This is a genomic window from Streptomyces sp. NPDC089919 (assembly GCF_040684615.1).
Taxonomy (GTDB): Bacteria; Actinomycetota; Actinomycetes; order Streptomycetales; family Streptomycetaceae; genus Streptomyces.
In genome coordinates this window covers 103,447-120,174 of record NZ_JBFBGK010000005.1, presented here as the reverse complement: position 1 = coordinate 120,174, position 16,728 = coordinate 103,447, and the positions used below count along the sequence as shown (strand labels likewise).

Here is a 16,728-nt window from a genome sequence, read left to right as displayed (position 1 = left end):
TAGCAAAGCGGAAGAATCGGCCCCAGAACAGCACAAAGCCCCGGCCGCAGCGGCAGCCGGGGCTTCATGACTCAGCCTTCGGGTCTCACACACCGGAACCTGAGGGCACGGAGTCGGTCGCCTCCGTCCACAGGTCCTGCTCGGCGCGGTCCGCCTGGATCTGGCGGTACACGAGGAGCCCGCCGATGGCGGCCAGTGCGACCAGGAGAAGCTTCTTCACCGCGCGACCTCGTCTTTCGTTGACGTAGGGGACTTCTGGCGCCCGACTATACACACCGGCCGATACCGATCGGTTACCTAGGGCGGGCCCCAACTCCCGTAACGAGAACGGCCCGGCGGATGATATCCGCCGGGCCGAACCGTACTGTGGGGCTAACAGGATTTGAACCTGTGGCCTCATCCTTATCAGGGATGCGCTCTAACCAACTGAGCTATAGCCCCTCCGCGCCTGCGCGCTGACTCCTGAAGGTTAGCGCACAGACGCGTGAGTTCCCAAATCGCTGGTCAGGCCCCTACTCGTCCTCGGCGAGGGTGAGCTCCACACCGCCCACGAAGCCCGCCGAGAGGTTGTAGACGAAGGCGCCCAGCGTGGCCAGCGCGGTGGCCAGCACCACGTCGATGACCGCGATCACCGAGGTGAAGATGAGCACCCGCGGCAGCGACAGGAACGACTGCAGGTCGAAGCCGTTGCCCTCGTTGGACCCGGTGGCCTCGCTGATGGTGCCGCCGACGGTCGAGAAGACGCCCATGGCGTCCATGACCATCCACAGCACGCTGGCGGCGATGATCGTGCAGATGCCCAGCGCGATGGACAGCAGGAAGCTGACCTTCATCACCGACCAGGGGTCGGCCTTGGCCACCCGGAGGCGGGCCTTGCGCGTCCGGGGTGCCGTACGGGCCCCGGTACGCGCCACGCGCTGCTGCTGCTCGCCGCGCTGCGCCCCCGGCCCACCAGGGGCCGGGTACGCCTGCGGCGGGTGGTACGGACCGGCAGCCTGCGGCTGCGGCCCTCGGGTGTCGGTCACGGTTCCCCCCCTGCCTTCGTCGGCGGGGGTGCCCCCACCCTCGGAGTCCGCGGCGGGGCCACGGGCACCGTTAGCTCCAGTCGTGGCCGATCCGGCGCCCGTGGCTCCACTCACGCTCTACTCCTACTGCTCCCCGGCCGAGGGCTGCGTGCCCTCGGCGGCCTCGGTGGCCTCGGTGGCCTGTGCTTCCGCGGCCTGTCCCTCGACTGCTTCGGTCTCGTCGACCTCGTCAGCCTCCTGACCGGCCTCGGCGTTGCGGGCGATGCCGACCACGGCATCACGCTTGCCCAGGTTGATCAGCTGGACGCCCATGGTGTCACGGCCGGTCTCCCGGACTTCGTTGACTCGCGTACGAATCACACCACCGCTGAGCGTGATGGCGAGGATCTCGTCCGTTTCCTCCACCACCAGCGCTCCGACGAGGGAGCCCCGGTCCTCCACGATCTTGGCGGCCTTGATTCCGAGGCCGCCACGACCCTGGACGCGGTACTCGTCCACGGGGGTGCGCTTGGCGTATCCCCCGTCCGTCGCGGTGAAGACGAAAGTACCGGGCCGGACGACATTCATCGAGAGCAGTTCGTCGCCCTCGCGGAAGCTCATGCCCTTCACACCGGAGGTGGCACGGCCCATCGGGCGCAGCGCGTCGTCCGTGGCGGTGAAGCGGATGGACTGCGCCTTCTTGCTGATGAGCAGGAGGTCGTCGTCGGCCGAGACCAGCTCGGCGCCGATCAGCTCGTCGTCGCTGCCGTCCTCCGTCTCCCGGAGGTTGATCGCGATCACACCACCCGAACGGGGCGAGTCGTAGTCCTTGAGCGCCGTCTTCTTCACCAGGCCGCCCTTGGTGGCCAGGATCAGGTACGGGGCCGCCTCGTAGTCGCGGATCGCGAGGATCTGGGCGATCTTCTCGTCCGGCTGGAAGGCCAGCAGGTTGGCCACGTGCTGGCCGCGGGCGTCACGGCCGGCGTCCGGCAGCTCGTAGGCCTTGGCGCGGTAGACCCGGCCCTTGTTCGTGAAGAACAGCAGCCAGTGGTGCGTAGTGGAGACGAAGAAGTGGTCGACCAGGTCGTCCTGCTTCAGCTTCGTGCCGCGCACGCCCTTGCCGCCGCGCTTCTGCGAGCGGTAGTCCTCGGTCTTGGTGCGCTTGACGTAGCCGCCGTGGGTGATCGTGACGACGATGTCCTCTTCGGCGATCAGGTCCTCGATGGACATGTCGCCGTCGAAGGGCACCAGCTTGGAGCGCCGGTCGTCGCCGAACTTCTCGACGATGGCCGCCAGCTCCTCGCTGACGATCTGGCGCTGCTTCTCGGGCGAGGCCAGGATCGCGTTGTACTCGTTGATCTTCGCCTGGAGCTCGTCGTGCTCGGCGACGATCTTCTGGCGCTCCAGGGCCGCGAGCCGGCGGAGCTGCATCTCCAGGATGGCGTTCGCCTGGATCTCGTCGATCGACAGCAGGCCCATCAGGCCCTCACGGGCGATCTCGACCGTGTTGCTGCGCCGGATCAGCGCGATGACCTCGTCGATCGCGTCCAGGGCCTTGAGCAGACCGCGCAGGATGTGGGCGCGCTCCTCCGCCTTGCGCAGGCGGAAGCGCGTGCGCCGGACGATGACCTCGATCTGGTGCTGCACCCAGTGGCGGATGAAGGCGTCGATCGACAGGGTGCGCGGTACGCCGTCCACCAGCGCGAGCATGTTCGCGCCGAAGTTCGTCTGCAGGTCGGTGTGCTTGTACAGGTTGTTCAGCACGACCTTGGCGACCGCGTCCCGCTTGAGGACGATCACCAGGCGCTGGCCGGTGCGCGAGGAGGTCTCGTCGCGGACGTCGGCGATGCCGCCGACCTTGCCGTCCTTCACCAGGTCGGCGATCTTCTGCGCGAGGTTGTCCGGGTTGACCTGGTACGGGAGTTCGGTGACCACCAGGCACTGGCGGTTCTGGATCTCCTCGACCGCGACCACCGCGCGCATCGTGATGGAGCCGCGACCGGTGCGGTACGCCTCCTCGATGCCCTTGCGGCCCACGACCAGGGCGCCCGAGGGGAAGTCCGGGCCCTTGATGCGCTCGATGAGCGCGTCCTGAAGCTCCTCGTGGGAGGCGTCCGGGTGCTCCAGCGCCCACTGGGCGCCGGCCGCGACCTCGCGCAGGTTGTGCGGCGGGATGTTGGTGGCCATGCCGACCGCGATGCCCGCGGAGCCGTTGACCAGCAGGTTCGGGAAGCGCGACGGCAGGACCGTCGGCTCCTGGTTGCGGCCGTCGTAGTTGTCCTGGAGGTCGACGGTCTCCTCGTCGATGTCCCGGAGCATCTCCATGGCCAGCGGCATCAGCTTGCACTCGGTGTAGCGCATCGCGGCGGCCGGGTCGTTGCCCGGGGAGCCGAAGTTGCCGTTGGAGTCCACCAGCGGCATGCGCAGCGACCACGGCTGGGCCAGGCGGACCAGGGCGTCGTAGATCGAGGTGTCACCGTGCGGGTGGTACGTGCCCATGACGTCGCCGACGACGCGGGCGCACTTGTAGAAGCCCTTCTCGGGCCGGTAGCCGCCGTCGTACATCGCGTACAGCACGCGCCGGTGGACCGGCTTGAGGCCGTCCCGTACGTCGGGCAGCGCGCGGGACACGATGACGGACATCGCGTAGTCGAGGTAGGAGCGCTGCATCTCCGTCTCGAGCCCGACGGGCTCGATGCGCAGCACGGGCTGCTCCTCCGCGGCGTTCTCTGCGGTGGGGGTGGTTTCGTCGGCCATTGCTGGTCAGAGGTCCTTTCAGGCGGTCAGCTGAGCCGACTCAGATGTCGAGGAAGCGAACGTCCTTGGCGTTGCGCTGGATGAAGGAGCGCCGGGCTTCGACGTCCTCACCCATCAGCACCGAGAACAGGTCGTCGGCCTGCGCGGCGTCGTCCAGGGTGACCTGGCCCAGCACGCGGTGGTCGACGTCCATGGTGGTGACGCGCAGCTCCTCGGCGTTCATCTCGCCCAGACCCTTGAAGCGCTGGATCGAGTCTTCCTTGATCCGCTTGCCGTTCTGCTTGCCGAGCTCCACCAACGCGTCGCGCTCGCGGTCCGAGTACGCGTACTCGAAGTCGTCCCGGCCCCACTTGATCTTGTAGAGCGGCGGACGCGACAGGTAGACGTGACCCGCCTCGACCAGCGGCCGCATGAAGCGGAAGAGGAAGGTCAGCAGCAGGGTGTTGATGTGCTGGCCGTCGACGTCGGCGTCCGCCATCAGGATGATCTTGTGATAGCGAAGCTTCTCGATGTCGAAGTCCTCGTGCACACCGGTACCGAAGGCGCTGATCAGCGCCTGGACCTCGGTGTTCTGGAGGATCTTGTCGATCCGGGCCTTCTCGACGTTCAGGATCTTGCCGCGGATCGGCAGGATGGCCTGGTACATCGGGTTGCGGCCGGACTTGGCGCTGCCGCCGGCCGAGTCGCCCTCGACGATGAAGATCTCGCACTTCGTCGGGTCGTTGGACTGGCAGTCCGACAGCTTGCCCGGCAGCGAGGCGCTTTCCAGCAGGCCCTTGCGGCGGGTGAGGTCGCGCGCCTTGCGCGCGGCGACGCGGGCCGTGGCCGCCTGGATCGACTTGCGGACGATGTCCGCGGCCTCGACCGGGTTGCGGTCGAACCAGTCGTTCAGGTGTTCGTGCACGACCTTCTGCACGAAGGTCTTGGCCTCGGTGTTGCCCAGCTTGGTCTTGGTCTGGCCCTCGAACTGCGGCTCGCCCAGCTTCACCGAGATGATCGCCGTCAGACCCTCGCGGATGTCCTCGCCGGCGAGGTTGTCGTCCTTCTCGCGGAGCAGCTTCTTGTCGCGCGCGTAGCGGTTGACCAGACCCGTCAGTGCGGCGCGGAAGCCCTCTTCGTGGGTACCGCCCTCGTGGGTGTGGATCGTGTTCGCGAAGGAGTAGACGCCCTCGGTGTACTGCGAGTTCCACTGCATCGCGATCTCGACCGAGAGCATGCGCTCCTTGTCCTCGGCCTCGACGTCGATGACGGTGGGGTGGATCAGCTCGCCCTTGCGGGCGTTGAGGTACTTCACGAAGTCGACGATGCCGCCCTCGTAGTAGTACTTCACGGTCCGCGCCTTGTTGTCGTCGGCCTCCTCGGCCGAGTCGGCGCCCATCGTCGCCTTCGCAGACTCGCGCTCGTCCGTCAGCGAGAGGGTCAGGCCCTTGTTGAGGAAGGCCATCTCCTGGAAGCGGCGCGACAGCGTCTCGAAGGAGTACTCGGTCGTCTCGAAGATGTCGCCGTCGGCCCAGAAGGTGACGGAGGTGCCCGTCTCGGACGTCTCCTCGTTCTGGAGGAGGGCGGCCGTGGGCGCACCGAGCTTGTAGTCCTGGGTCCAGCGGTAGCCGTCGGTCTTGACCTCGACGGCGACCTTGGTCGACAGGGCGTTCACCACGGACACACCGACGCCGTGCAGACCACCGGAGACGGCGTAGCCGCCGCCGCCGAACTTGCCGCCCGCGTGCAGGACCGTCAGCACGACCTCGACGGCGGGCTTCCCCTCGGACGGCACGATGCCGACCGGGATGCCTCGGCCGTTGTCGATGACGCGGACGCCGCCGTCGGCCAGGATCGTCACGTCGATGGTGTCCGCGTGGCCGGCCAGGGCCTCGTCGACGGAGTTGTCGACGACCTCGTAGACGAGGTGGTGCAGTCCGCGTTCACCGGTCGAGCCGATGTACATGCCGGGTCGCTTGCGGACGGCGTCCAGGCCCTCGAGGACTGTGATCGCGCTGGCGTCGTACGAGGTGGTGACCTCGCCGTTCTCGCCGGCTGTGGACGGAGTGTTCTCGTTGGGGTTGCCGGAATCGGCCACGAAGCGCCCTTTCTGGCACAGCACAGGCCTGACTCCGGGCATGCAACGGTGCAAGCAGGAGGCGGCTGCGTCGATCTGCGTTGTCAGCGTGTTCAAGCGGGATCCCGCCGGCAAGCGGGATTACTTACCAGTCTACCGGTAGCTCTGACATGAATGGGGGTTTGCCGGTACCTGAGTCCGCATGTGCCGCCCTGAACCTCCCGCTGCCGACTCCCCATATCCGGGATGGGGCTCCAAGAGGCTCACGCGGGCATCCAGCGCTTCGGCCTGTCAACCTCTCGCTACCGTGAGGGACACCTCACCGCGCGTGGCCGCCGGAGGGGGCCGCTCAGCCGTACGTGTCACCCGGTCCGGTGGAGCCCGGGGCCCGCAGCCGGCCCTCGTAACGGCGCTCCGCCCCGCTCGGCGGCAGCACCTTGATGAAGCGCACCGTGCCCTGGCCCAGGTCGGCGTTGAGCCGGGCGATCAGCTGCGGGGCCAGCAGCCGCACCTGCGCCATCCAGGCCGAGGAGTCGCAGCGCACGGTCAGCTGGCGGGAGTCCGGGTCCTCCTCGTACTTCTCCGGTACGCAGTGCCGGGCCAGCTCCTCGCCGACGATCTCGGGCCAGCGCTGCATCACGCCGGCCACCGCCATCGGGGACTCCCAGCCGCGCTCGGTCTGCAGCCGGTCCAGGGCCGCCCCCAGCCGCATGGGGTCCCGGCCGTCGGCGCGCGCGCCGGAGCGCAGCCCGGTCCGCCGGGTCTGCTTCTTGCCCGCGGCGGCCTGGCCGCGGGCCCGGGCCGCCTCCCGGGCGGCCACCAGCGCCTGCCGGGCCAGGTCGACGCCGGAGGGCTCGGGGGCCTTGCGGGGCTCCTCGCCGTCGGCGGGCCGGGGGCCGGTCCCGCTCACAGCCGCGTCACCTCGCCGCCCGAGACGGCGTACCGGGCGCCCACCAGCACGTCCGGGACGTCGTCGTCCACCGCGGCGGTGACCAGCACCTGCTCGCCCGGGGCGACCAGCTCGGCCAGCCGCTCCCGGCGCCGCGCGTCCAGCTCGGCGAAGACGTCGTCGAGCACCAGTACCGGCTCGCTGCCCTCCGAGCGCAGCAGGTCGTACGAGGCCAGCCGCAGCGCCAGCGCGTACGACCAGGACTCGCCGTGGCTCGCGTACCCCTTGGCGGGCAGCTCGCCCAGCCGCAGCAGCAGCTCGTCCCGGTGCGGACCGACCAGGGTCACACCCCGCTCGATCTCCTGCTTGCGGGCCTCGGCGAGGGCTGCGGTCAGCGCCTCGTACAGCTGCTCGCGGGAGCCCGGCAGGGCGGCGTCGACCACCTCGCCGGCCGAGCTCCTGTACGCCAGGGACAGCGGGCCGCCGCCCGGGGCCAGCTGCTCGTAGGCCTTGTCGGCCAGCGGCTGGAGGGTGGCGATCAGGTCCAGGCGCTGGGCCAGCAGCTCGGCGCCGGCCCGGGCCAGGTGCTGGTCCCAGACGTCGAGGGTGGACAGGTCCATCGACCGGCCGCCGTGCCGGCGGGCCATCGCGGCGGACTTCAGGAGGGTGTTGCGCTGCTTGAGGACCCGCTCGTAGTCGGAGCGGACGCCCGCCATCCGCGGGGACCGGGCGGTGATCAGCTCGTCGAGGAAGCGGCGGCGCTCCCCGGGGTCGCCCTTGATCAGCGCCAGGTCCTCGGGGGCGAACAGGACGGTGCGCACGATCCCGAGCACGTCACGCGGTCTGACCTGCGAGGACCTGTTGATCCTGGCCCGGTTGGCGCGGCCCGGGTTGAGTTCCAGCTCGACCAGCTGACGGCGCTCGCCCTGGGTCACCGCGGCCCGGACGATCGCCCGCTCGGCCCCCATCCGCACCAGGGGGGCGTCGGAGGAGACCCGGTGGCTGCCGAGGGTGGCGAGGTAGCCGACGGCCTCGACGAGGTTGGTCTTCCCCTGGCCGTTGGGGCCCACGAAGGCGGTGACGCCCGGGTCGAGCGGGACCTCGGCCCGGGCGTAGGAGCGGAAGTCGGCCAGCGACAGGTGCGAGACGTGCATGGTGCGGCCGACCTCCCCCGGCTCCTGCTGTGTCGTCCCCAGCCTGTGGACGGGCCGGGGACCGGTTGTGGACTTACTTCTTCTCGACCGCGTGGCCGCCGAACTGGTTGCGCAGCGCGGCGATCATCTTCATCTGCGGGGAGTCGTCCTGCCGCGAGGCGAAGCGGGCGAACAGCGAGGCGGTGATCGCCGGCAGCGGGACGGCGTGGTCGATCGCGGCCTCGACGGTCCAGCGGCCCTCGCCCGAGTCCTGGGCGAAGCCCTTCAGCCGGTCCAGGTGCTCGTCCTCGTCCAGGGCGTTGACCGCCAGGTCGAGCAGCCAGGAGCGGATGACCGTGCCCTCCTGCCAGGAGCGGAAGATCTCGCGGACGTCGGTGACCGAGTCCACCTTCTCCAGCAGCTCCCAGCCCTCGGCGTAGGCCTGCATCATGGCGTACTCGATGCCGTTGTGGACCATCTTGGCGAAGTGGCCGGCGCCGACCTTGCCGGCGTGCACGGCGCCGAAGTCGCCTTCGGGCTTGAGGGCGTCGAAGACCGGCTGCACCCGGGCGACGTGCTCCTTGTCGCCGCCGTACATCAGCGCGTAGCCGTTCTCCAGGCCCCACACGCCGCCGGAGACGCCGCAGTCGACGAAGCCGATGCCCTTGGCGGCCAGCTCCTCGGCGTGCTTCTCGTCGTCGGTCCAGCGGGAGTTGCCGCCGTCCACGACGACGTCGCCGGGCGAGAGCAGTTCGCCGAGCTCGTCGATCGTGGACTGGGTCGCCTCACCTGCGGGGACCATCACCCACACGACGCGCGGAGCCGGCAGGCCGTCCACAAGCTCCTGGAGGCTGTGGACGTCGGCGAGGTCCGGGTTGCGGTCGTAGCCGATGACGGTGTGGCCGGCGCGGCGGATGCGCTCGCGCATGTTGCCGCCCATCTTGCCGAGACCGATGAGACCGAGCTCCATCAGGTGGTTCCTTAAGTGTGTGTGCAGTTTCGTACCCGCGTCCGAGCCTACGCCCGGACCCGGGTGCACACCGTCCCCCGGACCGCCGCCCGGGGGACGCGCCGCGGGCTCAGCCGGACAGGCGGACCGGCATGATCAGGTACTTGTACGCCTCGTCCGCCTCGGCGTCGACGGCCGGGCGGCCGCTGAGCAGCGCCGGCTTGGTCGAGGTCGTGAAGGAGAGCTGGGCGACCGGGGAGTCGATGGCGCTCAGGCCGTCGAGCAGGAAGGTCGGGTTGAAGGCGATGGAGATGTCGTCGCCGTCGAGCTTGGCGTCCACCCGCTCCACAGCCTGTGCGTCGTCGGAGGAGCCGGCCTCCAGGATCAGCACGCCCTGCTCGAAGCTGAGGCGGACCGGGGTGTTGCGCTCGGCGACCAGGGCCACGCGCTTGACGGCCTCGACGAACGGGGCGGTCTCGATCACCGCGACGGAGTTGAACTCGGTCGGGAAGAGCGTGCGGTACTTCGGCAGGTCGCCCTCGAGCAGGCGGGTGGTGGTGCGCCGGCCGGCGCCCTCGAAACCGATCAGGCCCTCGCCCGCGCCGGAGCCGGAGAGCGCCAGCGTGACGGTGTCGCCGCTGGTCAGGGACTTGGCGGTGTCCAGCAGGGTCTTGGCGGGGACCAGCGCCACGGCGGAGGCGTCCGGGTTCTCCGGCTTCCACAGGAACTCGCGGACCGCGAAGCGGTAGCGGTCGGTGGAGGCGAGGGTGACCCGGTCGCCCTCGATCTCGATGCGCACACCGGTCAGCACCGGGAGCGTGTCGTCGCGGCCGGCGGCGATGGCCACCTGCGCGGCGGCGGAGGCGAAGACCTCACCGGGGACGGTGCCGGTGGCGGTCGGCATCTGCGGCAGCGCCGGGTACTCCTCCACCGGCAGGGTGTGGAGGGTGAAGCGGGAGGAGCCGCAGACCACGGTCGCCCGTACACCGTCTGTGGAAATCTCCACCGGGCGGTTGGGGAGGGCGCGGCAGATGTCGGCGAGCAGGCGGCCGGAGACGAGGACGGTGCCGTCCTCCTCCACGTCGGCCTCGACCGAGACGCGTGCGGAGACCTCGTAGTCGAAGCCCGACAGGCTCAGCGAGCCCTCCTCGGCCTTCAGGAGGAGGCCTGCGAGGACGGGGACCGGCGGCCGGGCCGGCAGGCTGCGGGCCGCCCACGCCACCGCCTCCGCGAGTACGTCGCGCTCCACCCGGATCTTCACCGGAACCGCCTCCTGCTGTTGCTGGCTCGCCCTGCTGGCCTTCGTCGTCGGCTGAATGCCGGAGACCAGTCTGACGTACGGCGCCGACAGTCGGTGCGGCTGGCGGTCAAGTCGAGCCCGAGGTGTCGGGAGGGCCGAGCGACGAGTTGTGCACAGGACCCGCTTGAAAACCGAATCCGAGCTAACTCTCTATGGGGGTAGTAGTAGGCCCTGTGGAAACCGTGGATAACCGCGTCTGCGCAGGTCAGTCCAGGTTTTTTGTCCACCGACCCTGTGGGTGACACCAGTGGACAACCGGGGTGTCCTGTGGAGAAGCGAAAGTTCTGCACAGTCCGTCCCCAGGTCACCCCGGGTACTCCACAGGTCCGTCCCCAGCTTTACCCCGGTTCCCCACAGCCCAATCCTCCGGTCTCGTGTGACGGCTTTCACTCGGGACGGTGATGAGGGGTGGCCGGTTGCCGAACAGTGGACAACCGTGTGGAGAAGCCGGGGAAAGTTGGGGACAAGGGTCCCCAGGCTGTGGGCCACCGGTGGACAACGCTTGTGGAGAGCTTGTGGACAAACTCTTTGTCCACAGCCTGTGGATCTCCGCTGCGCACAATTCCACAGGGTGCTGACCAGGGCTGATACTCCATCAACAGGGTTACCTGTGGACGGAATGTGGGCGACGTCGGGGGTCCCCAGGGTGTGGACGGAAGAAACCCACAAGATCTGTGGAGGACGGCCGTAACCTCGCTGCAAATCGAACAGAGGGCTACGGGAAGGCATCGGTCCCGGGGCGCCGAAACGGCCTCAGCGGGGTCCCGCAGCGCTTCCGGAGGGGCTTTTCGGGCCTCTGGAAGCCGCTGAACGGGCCTCCGGAAGCCGCCGAACAGGTCTCTGGGAGCCGCTGAACGGGACTCTGCGAACCGCCGGACCGGCCCCCGGAAGCCGCTGAACGGACTGCCGGGAGCCGCCGAACGGGTCGCCGCAGACGACGAAGGGGCGCCCCGGGAGGTCCCGGGGCGCCCCTTCGGACGTGGTGTGCGGGCGGGCCGCGTCAGCCGTTCTTGATGCGGTTGGTGAGCTCGGTGACCTGGTTGTAGATGGACCTCCGCTCGGCCATCAGCGCCCGGATCTTGCGGTCCGCGTGCATGACGGTCGTGTGGTCCCGGCCGCCGAACTGCGCGCCGATCTTCGGCAGCGAGAGGTCCGTCAGCTCCCGGCACAGGTACATCGCGATCTGCCGCGCCGTCACCAGCACCCGGCTGCGCGAGGATCCGCACAGGTCGTCCACCGTCAGCCCGAAGTAGTCGGCGGTGGCGGCCATGATGGCGCCGGCGGTGATCTCGGGCGCGGTGTCCTCGCCGCCGGGGATCAGGTTCTTGAGGACGTCCTCGGTCAGCCCCAGGTCCACCGGCTGCCGGTTGAGGCTGGCGAAGGCCGTGACGCGGATCAGCGCGCCCTCGAGCTCGCGGATGTTGCGCGAGATCCGGGACGCGATGAACTCCAGCACCTCCGGCGGGGCGTTGAGCTGCTCCTGGACGGCCTTCTTGCGGAGGATCGCGATCCGGGTCTCCAGCTCGGGCGGCTGGACGTCGGTGATCAGGCCCCACTCGAAGCGGTTGCGCAGCCGGTCCTCCAGGGTGACCAGCTGCTTGGGCGGCCGGTCGGAGGAGAGCACGATCTGCTTGTTCGCGTTGTGGAGCGTGTTGAAGGTGTGGAAGAACTCCTCCTGCGTCGACTCCTTGCTCGCCAGGAACTGGATGTCGTCGACGAGCAGGATGTCCATCTCGCGGTACCGCTTGCGGAAGGCGTCGCCCTTGCCGTCGCGGATGGAGTTGATGAACTCGTTGGTGAACTCCTCCGAGCTCACGTACCGCACCCGGGTGCCCGGGTAGAGGCTGCGGGCGTAGTGGCCGATGGCGTGCAGCAGGTGCGTCTTGCCGAGGCCGGACTCGCCGTAGATGAAGAGCGGGTTGTACGCCTTCGCCGGCGCCTCGGCCACCGCGACCGCGGCCGCGTGGGCGAAGCGGTTCGAGGCACCGATGACGAAGGTGTCGAAGAGGTACTTGGGGTTGAGCCGGGCGGTGGGCTCCACCGGTCCGGACGAGGAACCGGAGGAGGCCGGCGGCGGCGCGGCGGAGGGCCCCCCGGGGCTGCCGGGCGCGGCGGGCCGGCGCGGCTCCGGCGGCTCGGGCCGGTCGCCCCGCTGGTTGTCGTACCCCGAGTCGTACGACGGCTGCTCGTACTGCTTCGGCTCGTAGGGCTTGGGCTCGTACGGGCGCGGCTCGTAGGGGGGCATCGGCTGGTCGTACTGCGACTGCTCGTAGCCGCCGGGGCCGGTGGGGCCGGGCGTGGCGTAGGGGTCGCGGTCCGGGAAGCCGCCGAGCCGGGGCTGCTGCCAGCCGTACTCCTCCTGGGGAGCGGACGGGCGCGGCCAGGCGCCGGGCTCGGGGCGCTGCTGCTGGTAGTCCGGATAGGCCGGGCGGGCCGTGGGCGGCTGGTCGTACGCGTCCTCGTACCGCGGCCGCTCCTGCGGGGCCGGCGGCGCCGGGGCGGGGACCGGCTCGCCGACGGAGTCGTCGACGGTGATCGCGATCCGGATCGGGCGGCCGCACTCACGGCTCAGGGTCTCGCTGATCAGCGGGGCCAGCCGGCCTTCCAGTACGCGCTTGCCCCATTCGTTGGGGACGGCGAGCAGGGCCGTGTCGGCGACCAGCGCGAGCGGCTGGCACCGCTCGACCCACTGCTTGTCCTTGGCCTCGATGCCCTGCGCTCCCTCACCCAGCAGCTGCTCGAGAACCCTGGGCCACACTGCGGCAAGATCGGCAGGTACGTCAGCCACAGGGCACGCTCTCTCACAGGTCCCACGAATGTGTGGTTCTTTGGGACGGTCGGGACAAAAAAATGCGGGGTCAAGCCACGGTAGTCAGCGCGACCCGTGCGGTTCAAGTTGTTGTCCACAGGCTGTGCACAGAGGGGCCCGTGACGGCCTCGGTTTGACCGGATGGCGTAGCCGCGCGTACCGTATCGAGGTCGAGTTGTCGATGGCTGCTGCCGCCTGCCTACCGATGGGCGAAGATCACTCAGTGTGATCGTTTAGCGGTGTCCACTCGGGCGATCACGTGAAGTTCCTCGTGGGCGCACGGTGACAGCCAGGCGATGTAACGCCACACACGATTCATTCTCTGGAGCCCCCGAGTGAGCAAGCGCACCTTCCAGCCGAACAACCGTCGTCGCGCCAAGACCCACGGTTTCCGCCTGCGTATGCGTACCCGTGCCGGCCGCGCGATTCTCGCGAACCGCCGCGCCAAGGGTCGCAGCGCCCTGTCCGCCTAATCGCGCACAGGCCGTGACGTCGTGCTGCCTACCGAAAATCGGCTGAGGCGGCGCGAGGACTTCGCGAACGCGGTACGGCGAGGCCGTCGGGCAGGTCGCCCGCTCCTCGTCGTCCACCTCAGTACCAGCGGTGCAACGGACCCGCACGAGCCGGGGGAGGCAGCTCCCCCGACGCGTGCGGGTTTCGTCGTCAGCAAGGCGGTGGGCGGTGCGGTGGTCCGCACCCAGGTCAAGCGCAGACTGCGCCACCTGATGCGGGACCGACTCATCGACCTGCCCCCCGGTAGCCTGGTGGTGGTCCGCGCGCTGCCCGGATCGGGTGACGCCGACTACGGACAACTTGCCCGGGACCTGGATGCCGCAATCCTGCGGTTGCTGGGAGGCGTGGCTCGATGAAGTACCCGCTGCTCGCTTTGATCAAGCTGTACCAGTGGACGATCAGTCCGCTGCTCGGGCCGGTGTGCCGTTACTACCCCTCGTGCTCGCACTACGGGTACACGGCCATCGACCGGCATGGTGCGGTGAAGGGGACTGCCCTCACCGCCTGGCGGATCCTGCGGTGCAATCCGTGGTCCCCCGGCGGAGTCGACCACGTCCCACCTCGCAAACGCCCGCGTTGGCACGAACAGCTGCGCAGTGCGTTGCGTAGACCTCGCAATGCTCAAGGAGCCTGATTAGTGGACACGATTGCCAGTCTGTTCAGCTTCATCACCTGGCCCGTCTCATGGGTCATCGTCCAGTTCCACAAGCTGTACGGGGCGATCTTCGGCCCGGACACGGGCTGGGCCTGGGGACTGTCCATCGTTTCCCTGGTGATCCTGATCCGCATCTGCCTGATCCCGCTCTTCGTGAAGCAGATCAAGGCCACGCGGGGCATGCAGGCGATCCAGCCGAAGATGAAGGCGATCCAGGAGCGCTACAAGAACGACAAGCAGCGCCAGTCCGAAGAGATGATGAAGCTGTACAAGGAGACGGGTACCAACCCGCTCTCCTCGTGCCTTCCCATCCTGGCGCAGTCCCCGTTCTTCTTCGCGCTCTACCACGTGCTCGCCGGCATCGCCAACGGCAAGCCGATCGGTGTGATCGACGGTCCCCTGCTGGAGAGCGCCCGTCAGGCGCACATCTTCGGCGCTCCCCTCGCGGCCAAGTTCATGGACAGCGAGGAGAAGGTCCAGGCGCTGAACGCCTCGCTGACCGACGTCCGGATCGTGACCGCGGTCATGATCGTCATGATGTCGCTGTCGCAGTTCTACACGCAGCGCCAGCTGATGCAGAAGAACGTCGACCTCTCGGTCAAGACGCCGTTCATGCAGCAGCAGAAGATGCTGATGTACGTCTTCCCGCTGATCTTCGCGGGCATGGGCATCAACTTCCCCGTCGGTGTCCTCGTCTACTGGCTGACCACCAACGTGTGGACCATGGGCCAGCAGATGTACGTGATCAACCAGAACCCGACGCCGGGATCCAAGGCCCAGGACCAGTACCTCCAGCGCCTGCTCAAGCACGTCACCTCGCACGGTGAGGTCAAGGGCCGCCGCCGGAAGAACATCGTCGCGGCGATCGTCGCCAAGGGTCCGGACCGCAACGACAACGAGCGCAAGTTCGTCACCGCGCTGTCCAAGCAGGGCATGGCCGCCCAGGCCGACGGCAACGTGGCCAAGAGTGTCGAGCCCACGTCCGATGCGGACGCGGCGAGCAGCGCGGCCGCCAAGCGGCAGCAGCCCAAGCGGCAGAGCAAGTCGCAGCGCCAGACCCCCAAGCCCTCTTCCAAGAAGTAAGAAGGAGTCCATCCCGTGACGGAAGGCACCACCTCCGCCGCCGCCGAGGGTGGCGACACCCTCACCCGCCTCGAGCAGGAGGGTGAGATCGCGGCCGACTACCTCGAGGGTCTGCTGGACATCGCCGACCTGGACGGCGACATCGACATGGACGTCGAGGCCGACCGCGCCGCCGTGTCGATCATCAGCGACTCGGGCAGCCGCGACCTGCAGAAGCTCGTCGGCCGGGACGGGGAGGTCCTGGAGGCGCTTCAGGAGCTGACCCGGCTCGCCGTGCACCGCGAGACCGGTGACCGCAGCCGCCTGATGCTCGACATCGCCGGCTTCCGGGCCAAGAAGCGCGAGGAGCTGGCGGCCATCGGCGCGAAGGCCGCGGACGAGGTCAAGAGCAGCGGCCAGCCGCTGAAGCTCGACCCGATGACCCCCTTCGAGCGCAAGGTCGTGCACGACGCGGTCGCCGCCGCGGGGCTGCGCAGCGAGTCCGAGGGCGAGGAGCCCGCGCGCTTCGTCGTTGTGCTCCCGGCCTGATCGGTCGCAGAAGTGATCGGCCCCGTCTGTGTCGCAGACGGGGCCGATGTTTGTCAGCCTGGCATTTCAACCTGCACGTGTTGATCACCGCAGAGCGGTACGGAAGGACGGTCCCCGTGACGGAGGCAGCAGCGGAGCTTCCCCCGGCGCCCGAAGAGGCGCGGGCGGTGTTCGGCGAGTATTTCCCGGAAGCCGTCCGGTACGCCGAGCTGCTGGCGGACGCGGGCGTCAAGCGCGGGCTGATCGGGCCCCGGGAGGTTCCCCGGCTCTGGGAGCGGCACCTGCTGAACTGCGCCGTGCTCTCCGAGGTGGTGCCCGAGGGCGTCACCGTCTGCGATGTCGGCTCGGGCGCCGGCCTGCCGGGCATCCCGCTGGCGCTGGTCCGCCGTGACCTGAAGATCACGCTGCTGGAGCCCCTGCTGCGGCGCACCACCTTCCTCCAGGAGGCCGTGGAGCTGCTGGGGCTGGACCACGTCACCGTGGTCCGGGGCCGGGCCGAGGAAATGATGGGCAAGCTCCAGCCGGTGCACGTGGTGACCGCCCGTGCGGTGGCCCCGTTGGACCGGCTCGCGGGCTGGGGCGTACCGCTGCTGCGGCCGTACGGCGAGATGCTGGCGCTCAAGGGCGACACCGCCGATGAGGAGCTGGTGTCGGCGAAGGCCGCGCTGAGCAAGCTGGGCGTGGTCAACACCTCGGTGCTCCAGGTCGGTGAGGGTGTGGTCGACCCGCTCTCCACGGTCGTGCGCGTCGAGGTGGGGGAGAGCCCCGGCGGCGTGCGCTTCGCGGCCAAGCGGGCCAAGGCCGCGCGGGTCGGGCGGACCCGCCGCCGCTGACGGGTCCGGTTCCGGCACGCCGGGGCGCCCCGGCGTGCCGTTGAGGTCGGAACGGTATGGATTTCGGAGTGTCGGGGCGGGTTGATCTTTCCGCGCGTGCATCGTGTTTCACGTGAAACGTCGCTCTCTGCTGCACGGAATCATCAGCCGCGGCCGTGCGGCTACCTCGCCCCGGAACCGCCAGCAGGCCGGGGTGACGGAGTTGTCCACAGCTGTGGA

At 69.1% G+C, this 16,728-nt stretch carries 14 protein-coding genes, 1 tRNA gene and 1 pseudogene; 6 read left to right on the top strand and 10 right to left on the bottom strand.

Annotated features, from left to right (window positions below):
• Positions 1–85: 85 nt before the first annotated feature.
• From AB0O40_RS04120 to dnaA, 10 genes are all read right to left on the bottom strand, one after another.
• Positions 86–220 (bottom strand): DLW-39 family protein, encoded by a 135-nt coding sequence (locus AB0O40_RS04120; protein ID WP_208809277.1) that lies wholly within the window; start codon positions 218–220, stop codon positions 86–88.
• Positions 221–367: 147 nt separating this feature from the next.
• Positions 368–441, bottom strand: a tRNA-Ile gene (locus tag AB0O40_RS04115).
• Between the two features lie 71 nt (positions 442–512).
• Positions 513–1,139 carry a DUF3566 domain-containing protein gene (locus AB0O40_RS04110; RefSeq protein ID WP_365035388.1) on the bottom strand — a complete coding sequence of 209 codons (627 nt, stop codon included), beginning with the start codon at positions 1,137–1,139 and terminating at the stop codon, positions 513–515.
• 9 nt (positions 1,140–1,148) lie between these two features.
• Complete coding sequence (gyrA, locus tag AB0O40_RS04105; RefSeq protein ID WP_365035387.1) at positions 1,149–3,761, bottom strand: DNA gyrase subunit A; 2,613 nt, start codon at positions 3,759–3,761, stop codon at positions 1,149–1,151.
• A gap of 40 nt (positions 3,762–3,801) precedes the next feature.
• Positions 3,802–5,862 carry a DNA topoisomerase (ATP-hydrolyzing) subunit B gene (gene gyrB / locus AB0O40_RS04100; protein ID WP_365035385.1) on the bottom strand — a complete coding sequence of 687 codons (2,061 nt, stop codon included), beginning with the start codon at positions 5,860–5,862 and terminating at the stop codon, positions 3,802–3,804.
• A gap of 304 nt (positions 5,863–6,166) precedes the next feature.
• Positions 6,167–6,727 carry a DUF721 domain-containing protein gene (locus AB0O40_RS04095; protein ID WP_365035384.1) on the bottom strand — a complete coding sequence of 187 codons (561 nt, stop codon included), beginning with the start codon at positions 6,725–6,727 and terminating at the stop codon, positions 6,167–6,169.
• Complete coding sequence (gene recF, locus AB0O40_RS04090) at positions 6,724–7,860, bottom strand: DNA replication/repair protein RecF (protein WP_365035382.1); 1,137 nt, start codon at positions 7,858–7,860, stop codon at positions 6,724–6,726. Before recF ends, AB0O40_RS04095 begins: the two co-directional genes overlap by 4 nt.
• Positions 7,861–7,933: 73 nt before the next feature.
• A complete protein-coding gene (gene gnd, locus AB0O40_RS04085) occupies positions 7,934–8,809 on the bottom strand; it encodes a phosphogluconate dehydrogenase (NAD(+)-dependent, decarboxylating) (protein WP_365035381.1) in 876 nt (291 codons plus the stop codon).
• A gap of 109 nt (positions 8,810–8,918) precedes the next feature.
• A complete protein-coding gene (dnaN, locus tag AB0O40_RS04080) occupies positions 8,919–10,049 on the bottom strand; it encodes a DNA polymerase III subunit beta (protein WP_365035379.1) in 1,131 nt (376 codons plus the stop codon).
• A gap of 1,039 nt (positions 10,050–11,088) precedes the next feature.
• Entirely contained in the window at positions 11,089–12,876 is a 1,788-nt protein-coding gene (dnaA, locus tag AB0O40_RS04075; RefSeq protein ID WP_365035378.1) for a chromosomal replication initiator protein DnaA, read from the bottom strand.
• A 356-nt stretch (positions 12,877–13,232) separates the two neighbouring features.
• Between dnaA and rpmH the strand changes: the two genes are divergently transcribed.
• From rpmH to rsmG, 6 genes and pseudogenes are all read left to right on the top strand, one after another.
• Positions 13,233–13,370, top strand: coding sequence for a 50S ribosomal protein L34 (rpmH, locus tag AB0O40_RS04070; RefSeq protein WP_030457638.1), 138 nt, complete (start codon positions 13,233–13,235; stop codon positions 13,368–13,370).
• Positions 13,371–13,391: 21 nt separating this feature from the next.
• On the top strand, positions 13,392–13,766 hold the full coding sequence (gene rnpA / locus AB0O40_RS04065; RefSeq protein WP_365035376.1) for a ribonuclease P protein component: 375 nt from the start codon (positions 13,392–13,394) through the stop codon (positions 13,764–13,766).
• Positions 13,763–14,186 (top strand): annotated as a pseudogene (yidD, locus tag AB0O40_RS04060) (membrane protein insertion efficiency factor YidD). Before rnpA ends, yidD begins: the two are co-directional and overlap by 4 nt.
• Positions 14,078–15,148, top strand: coding sequence for a membrane protein insertase YidC (yidC, locus tag AB0O40_RS04055; protein WP_365035447.1), 1,071 nt, complete (start codon positions 14,078–14,080; stop codon positions 15,146–15,148). The pseudogene yidD and the gene yidC overlap by 109 nt, the downstream one beginning before the upstream one ends.
• Positions 15,149–15,163: 15 nt before the next feature.
• Positions 15,164–15,676 carry a R3H domain-containing nucleic acid-binding protein gene (locus AB0O40_RS04050; RefSeq protein WP_365035374.1) on the top strand — a complete coding sequence of 171 codons (513 nt, stop codon included), beginning with the start codon at positions 15,164–15,166 and terminating at the stop codon, positions 15,674–15,676.
• Between the two features lie 116 nt (positions 15,677–15,792).
• Positions 15,793–16,509 (top strand): 16S rRNA (guanine(527)-N(7))-methyltransferase RsmG, encoded by a 717-nt coding sequence (rsmG, locus tag AB0O40_RS04045; protein ID WP_365035372.1) that lies wholly within the window; start codon positions 15,793–15,795, stop codon positions 16,507–16,509.
• Positions 16,510–16,728 lie beyond the last annotated feature (219 nt).

Excerpts from the sequence above, each read along its gene's own strand:
- recF (WP_365035382.1), bottom strand. The coding sequence starts at position 7,860 with ATGCACGTCTCGCACCTGTCGCTGGCCGACTTCCGCTCCTACGCCCGG.
- gnd (WP_365035381.1), bottom strand. The coding sequence starts at position 8,809 with ATGGAGCTCGGTCTCATCGGTCTCGGCAAGATGGGCGGCAACATGCGC.
- gyrA (WP_365035387.1), bottom strand. The coding sequence starts at position 3,761 with ATGGCCGACGAAACCACCCCCACCGCAGAGAACGCCGCGGAGGAGCAG.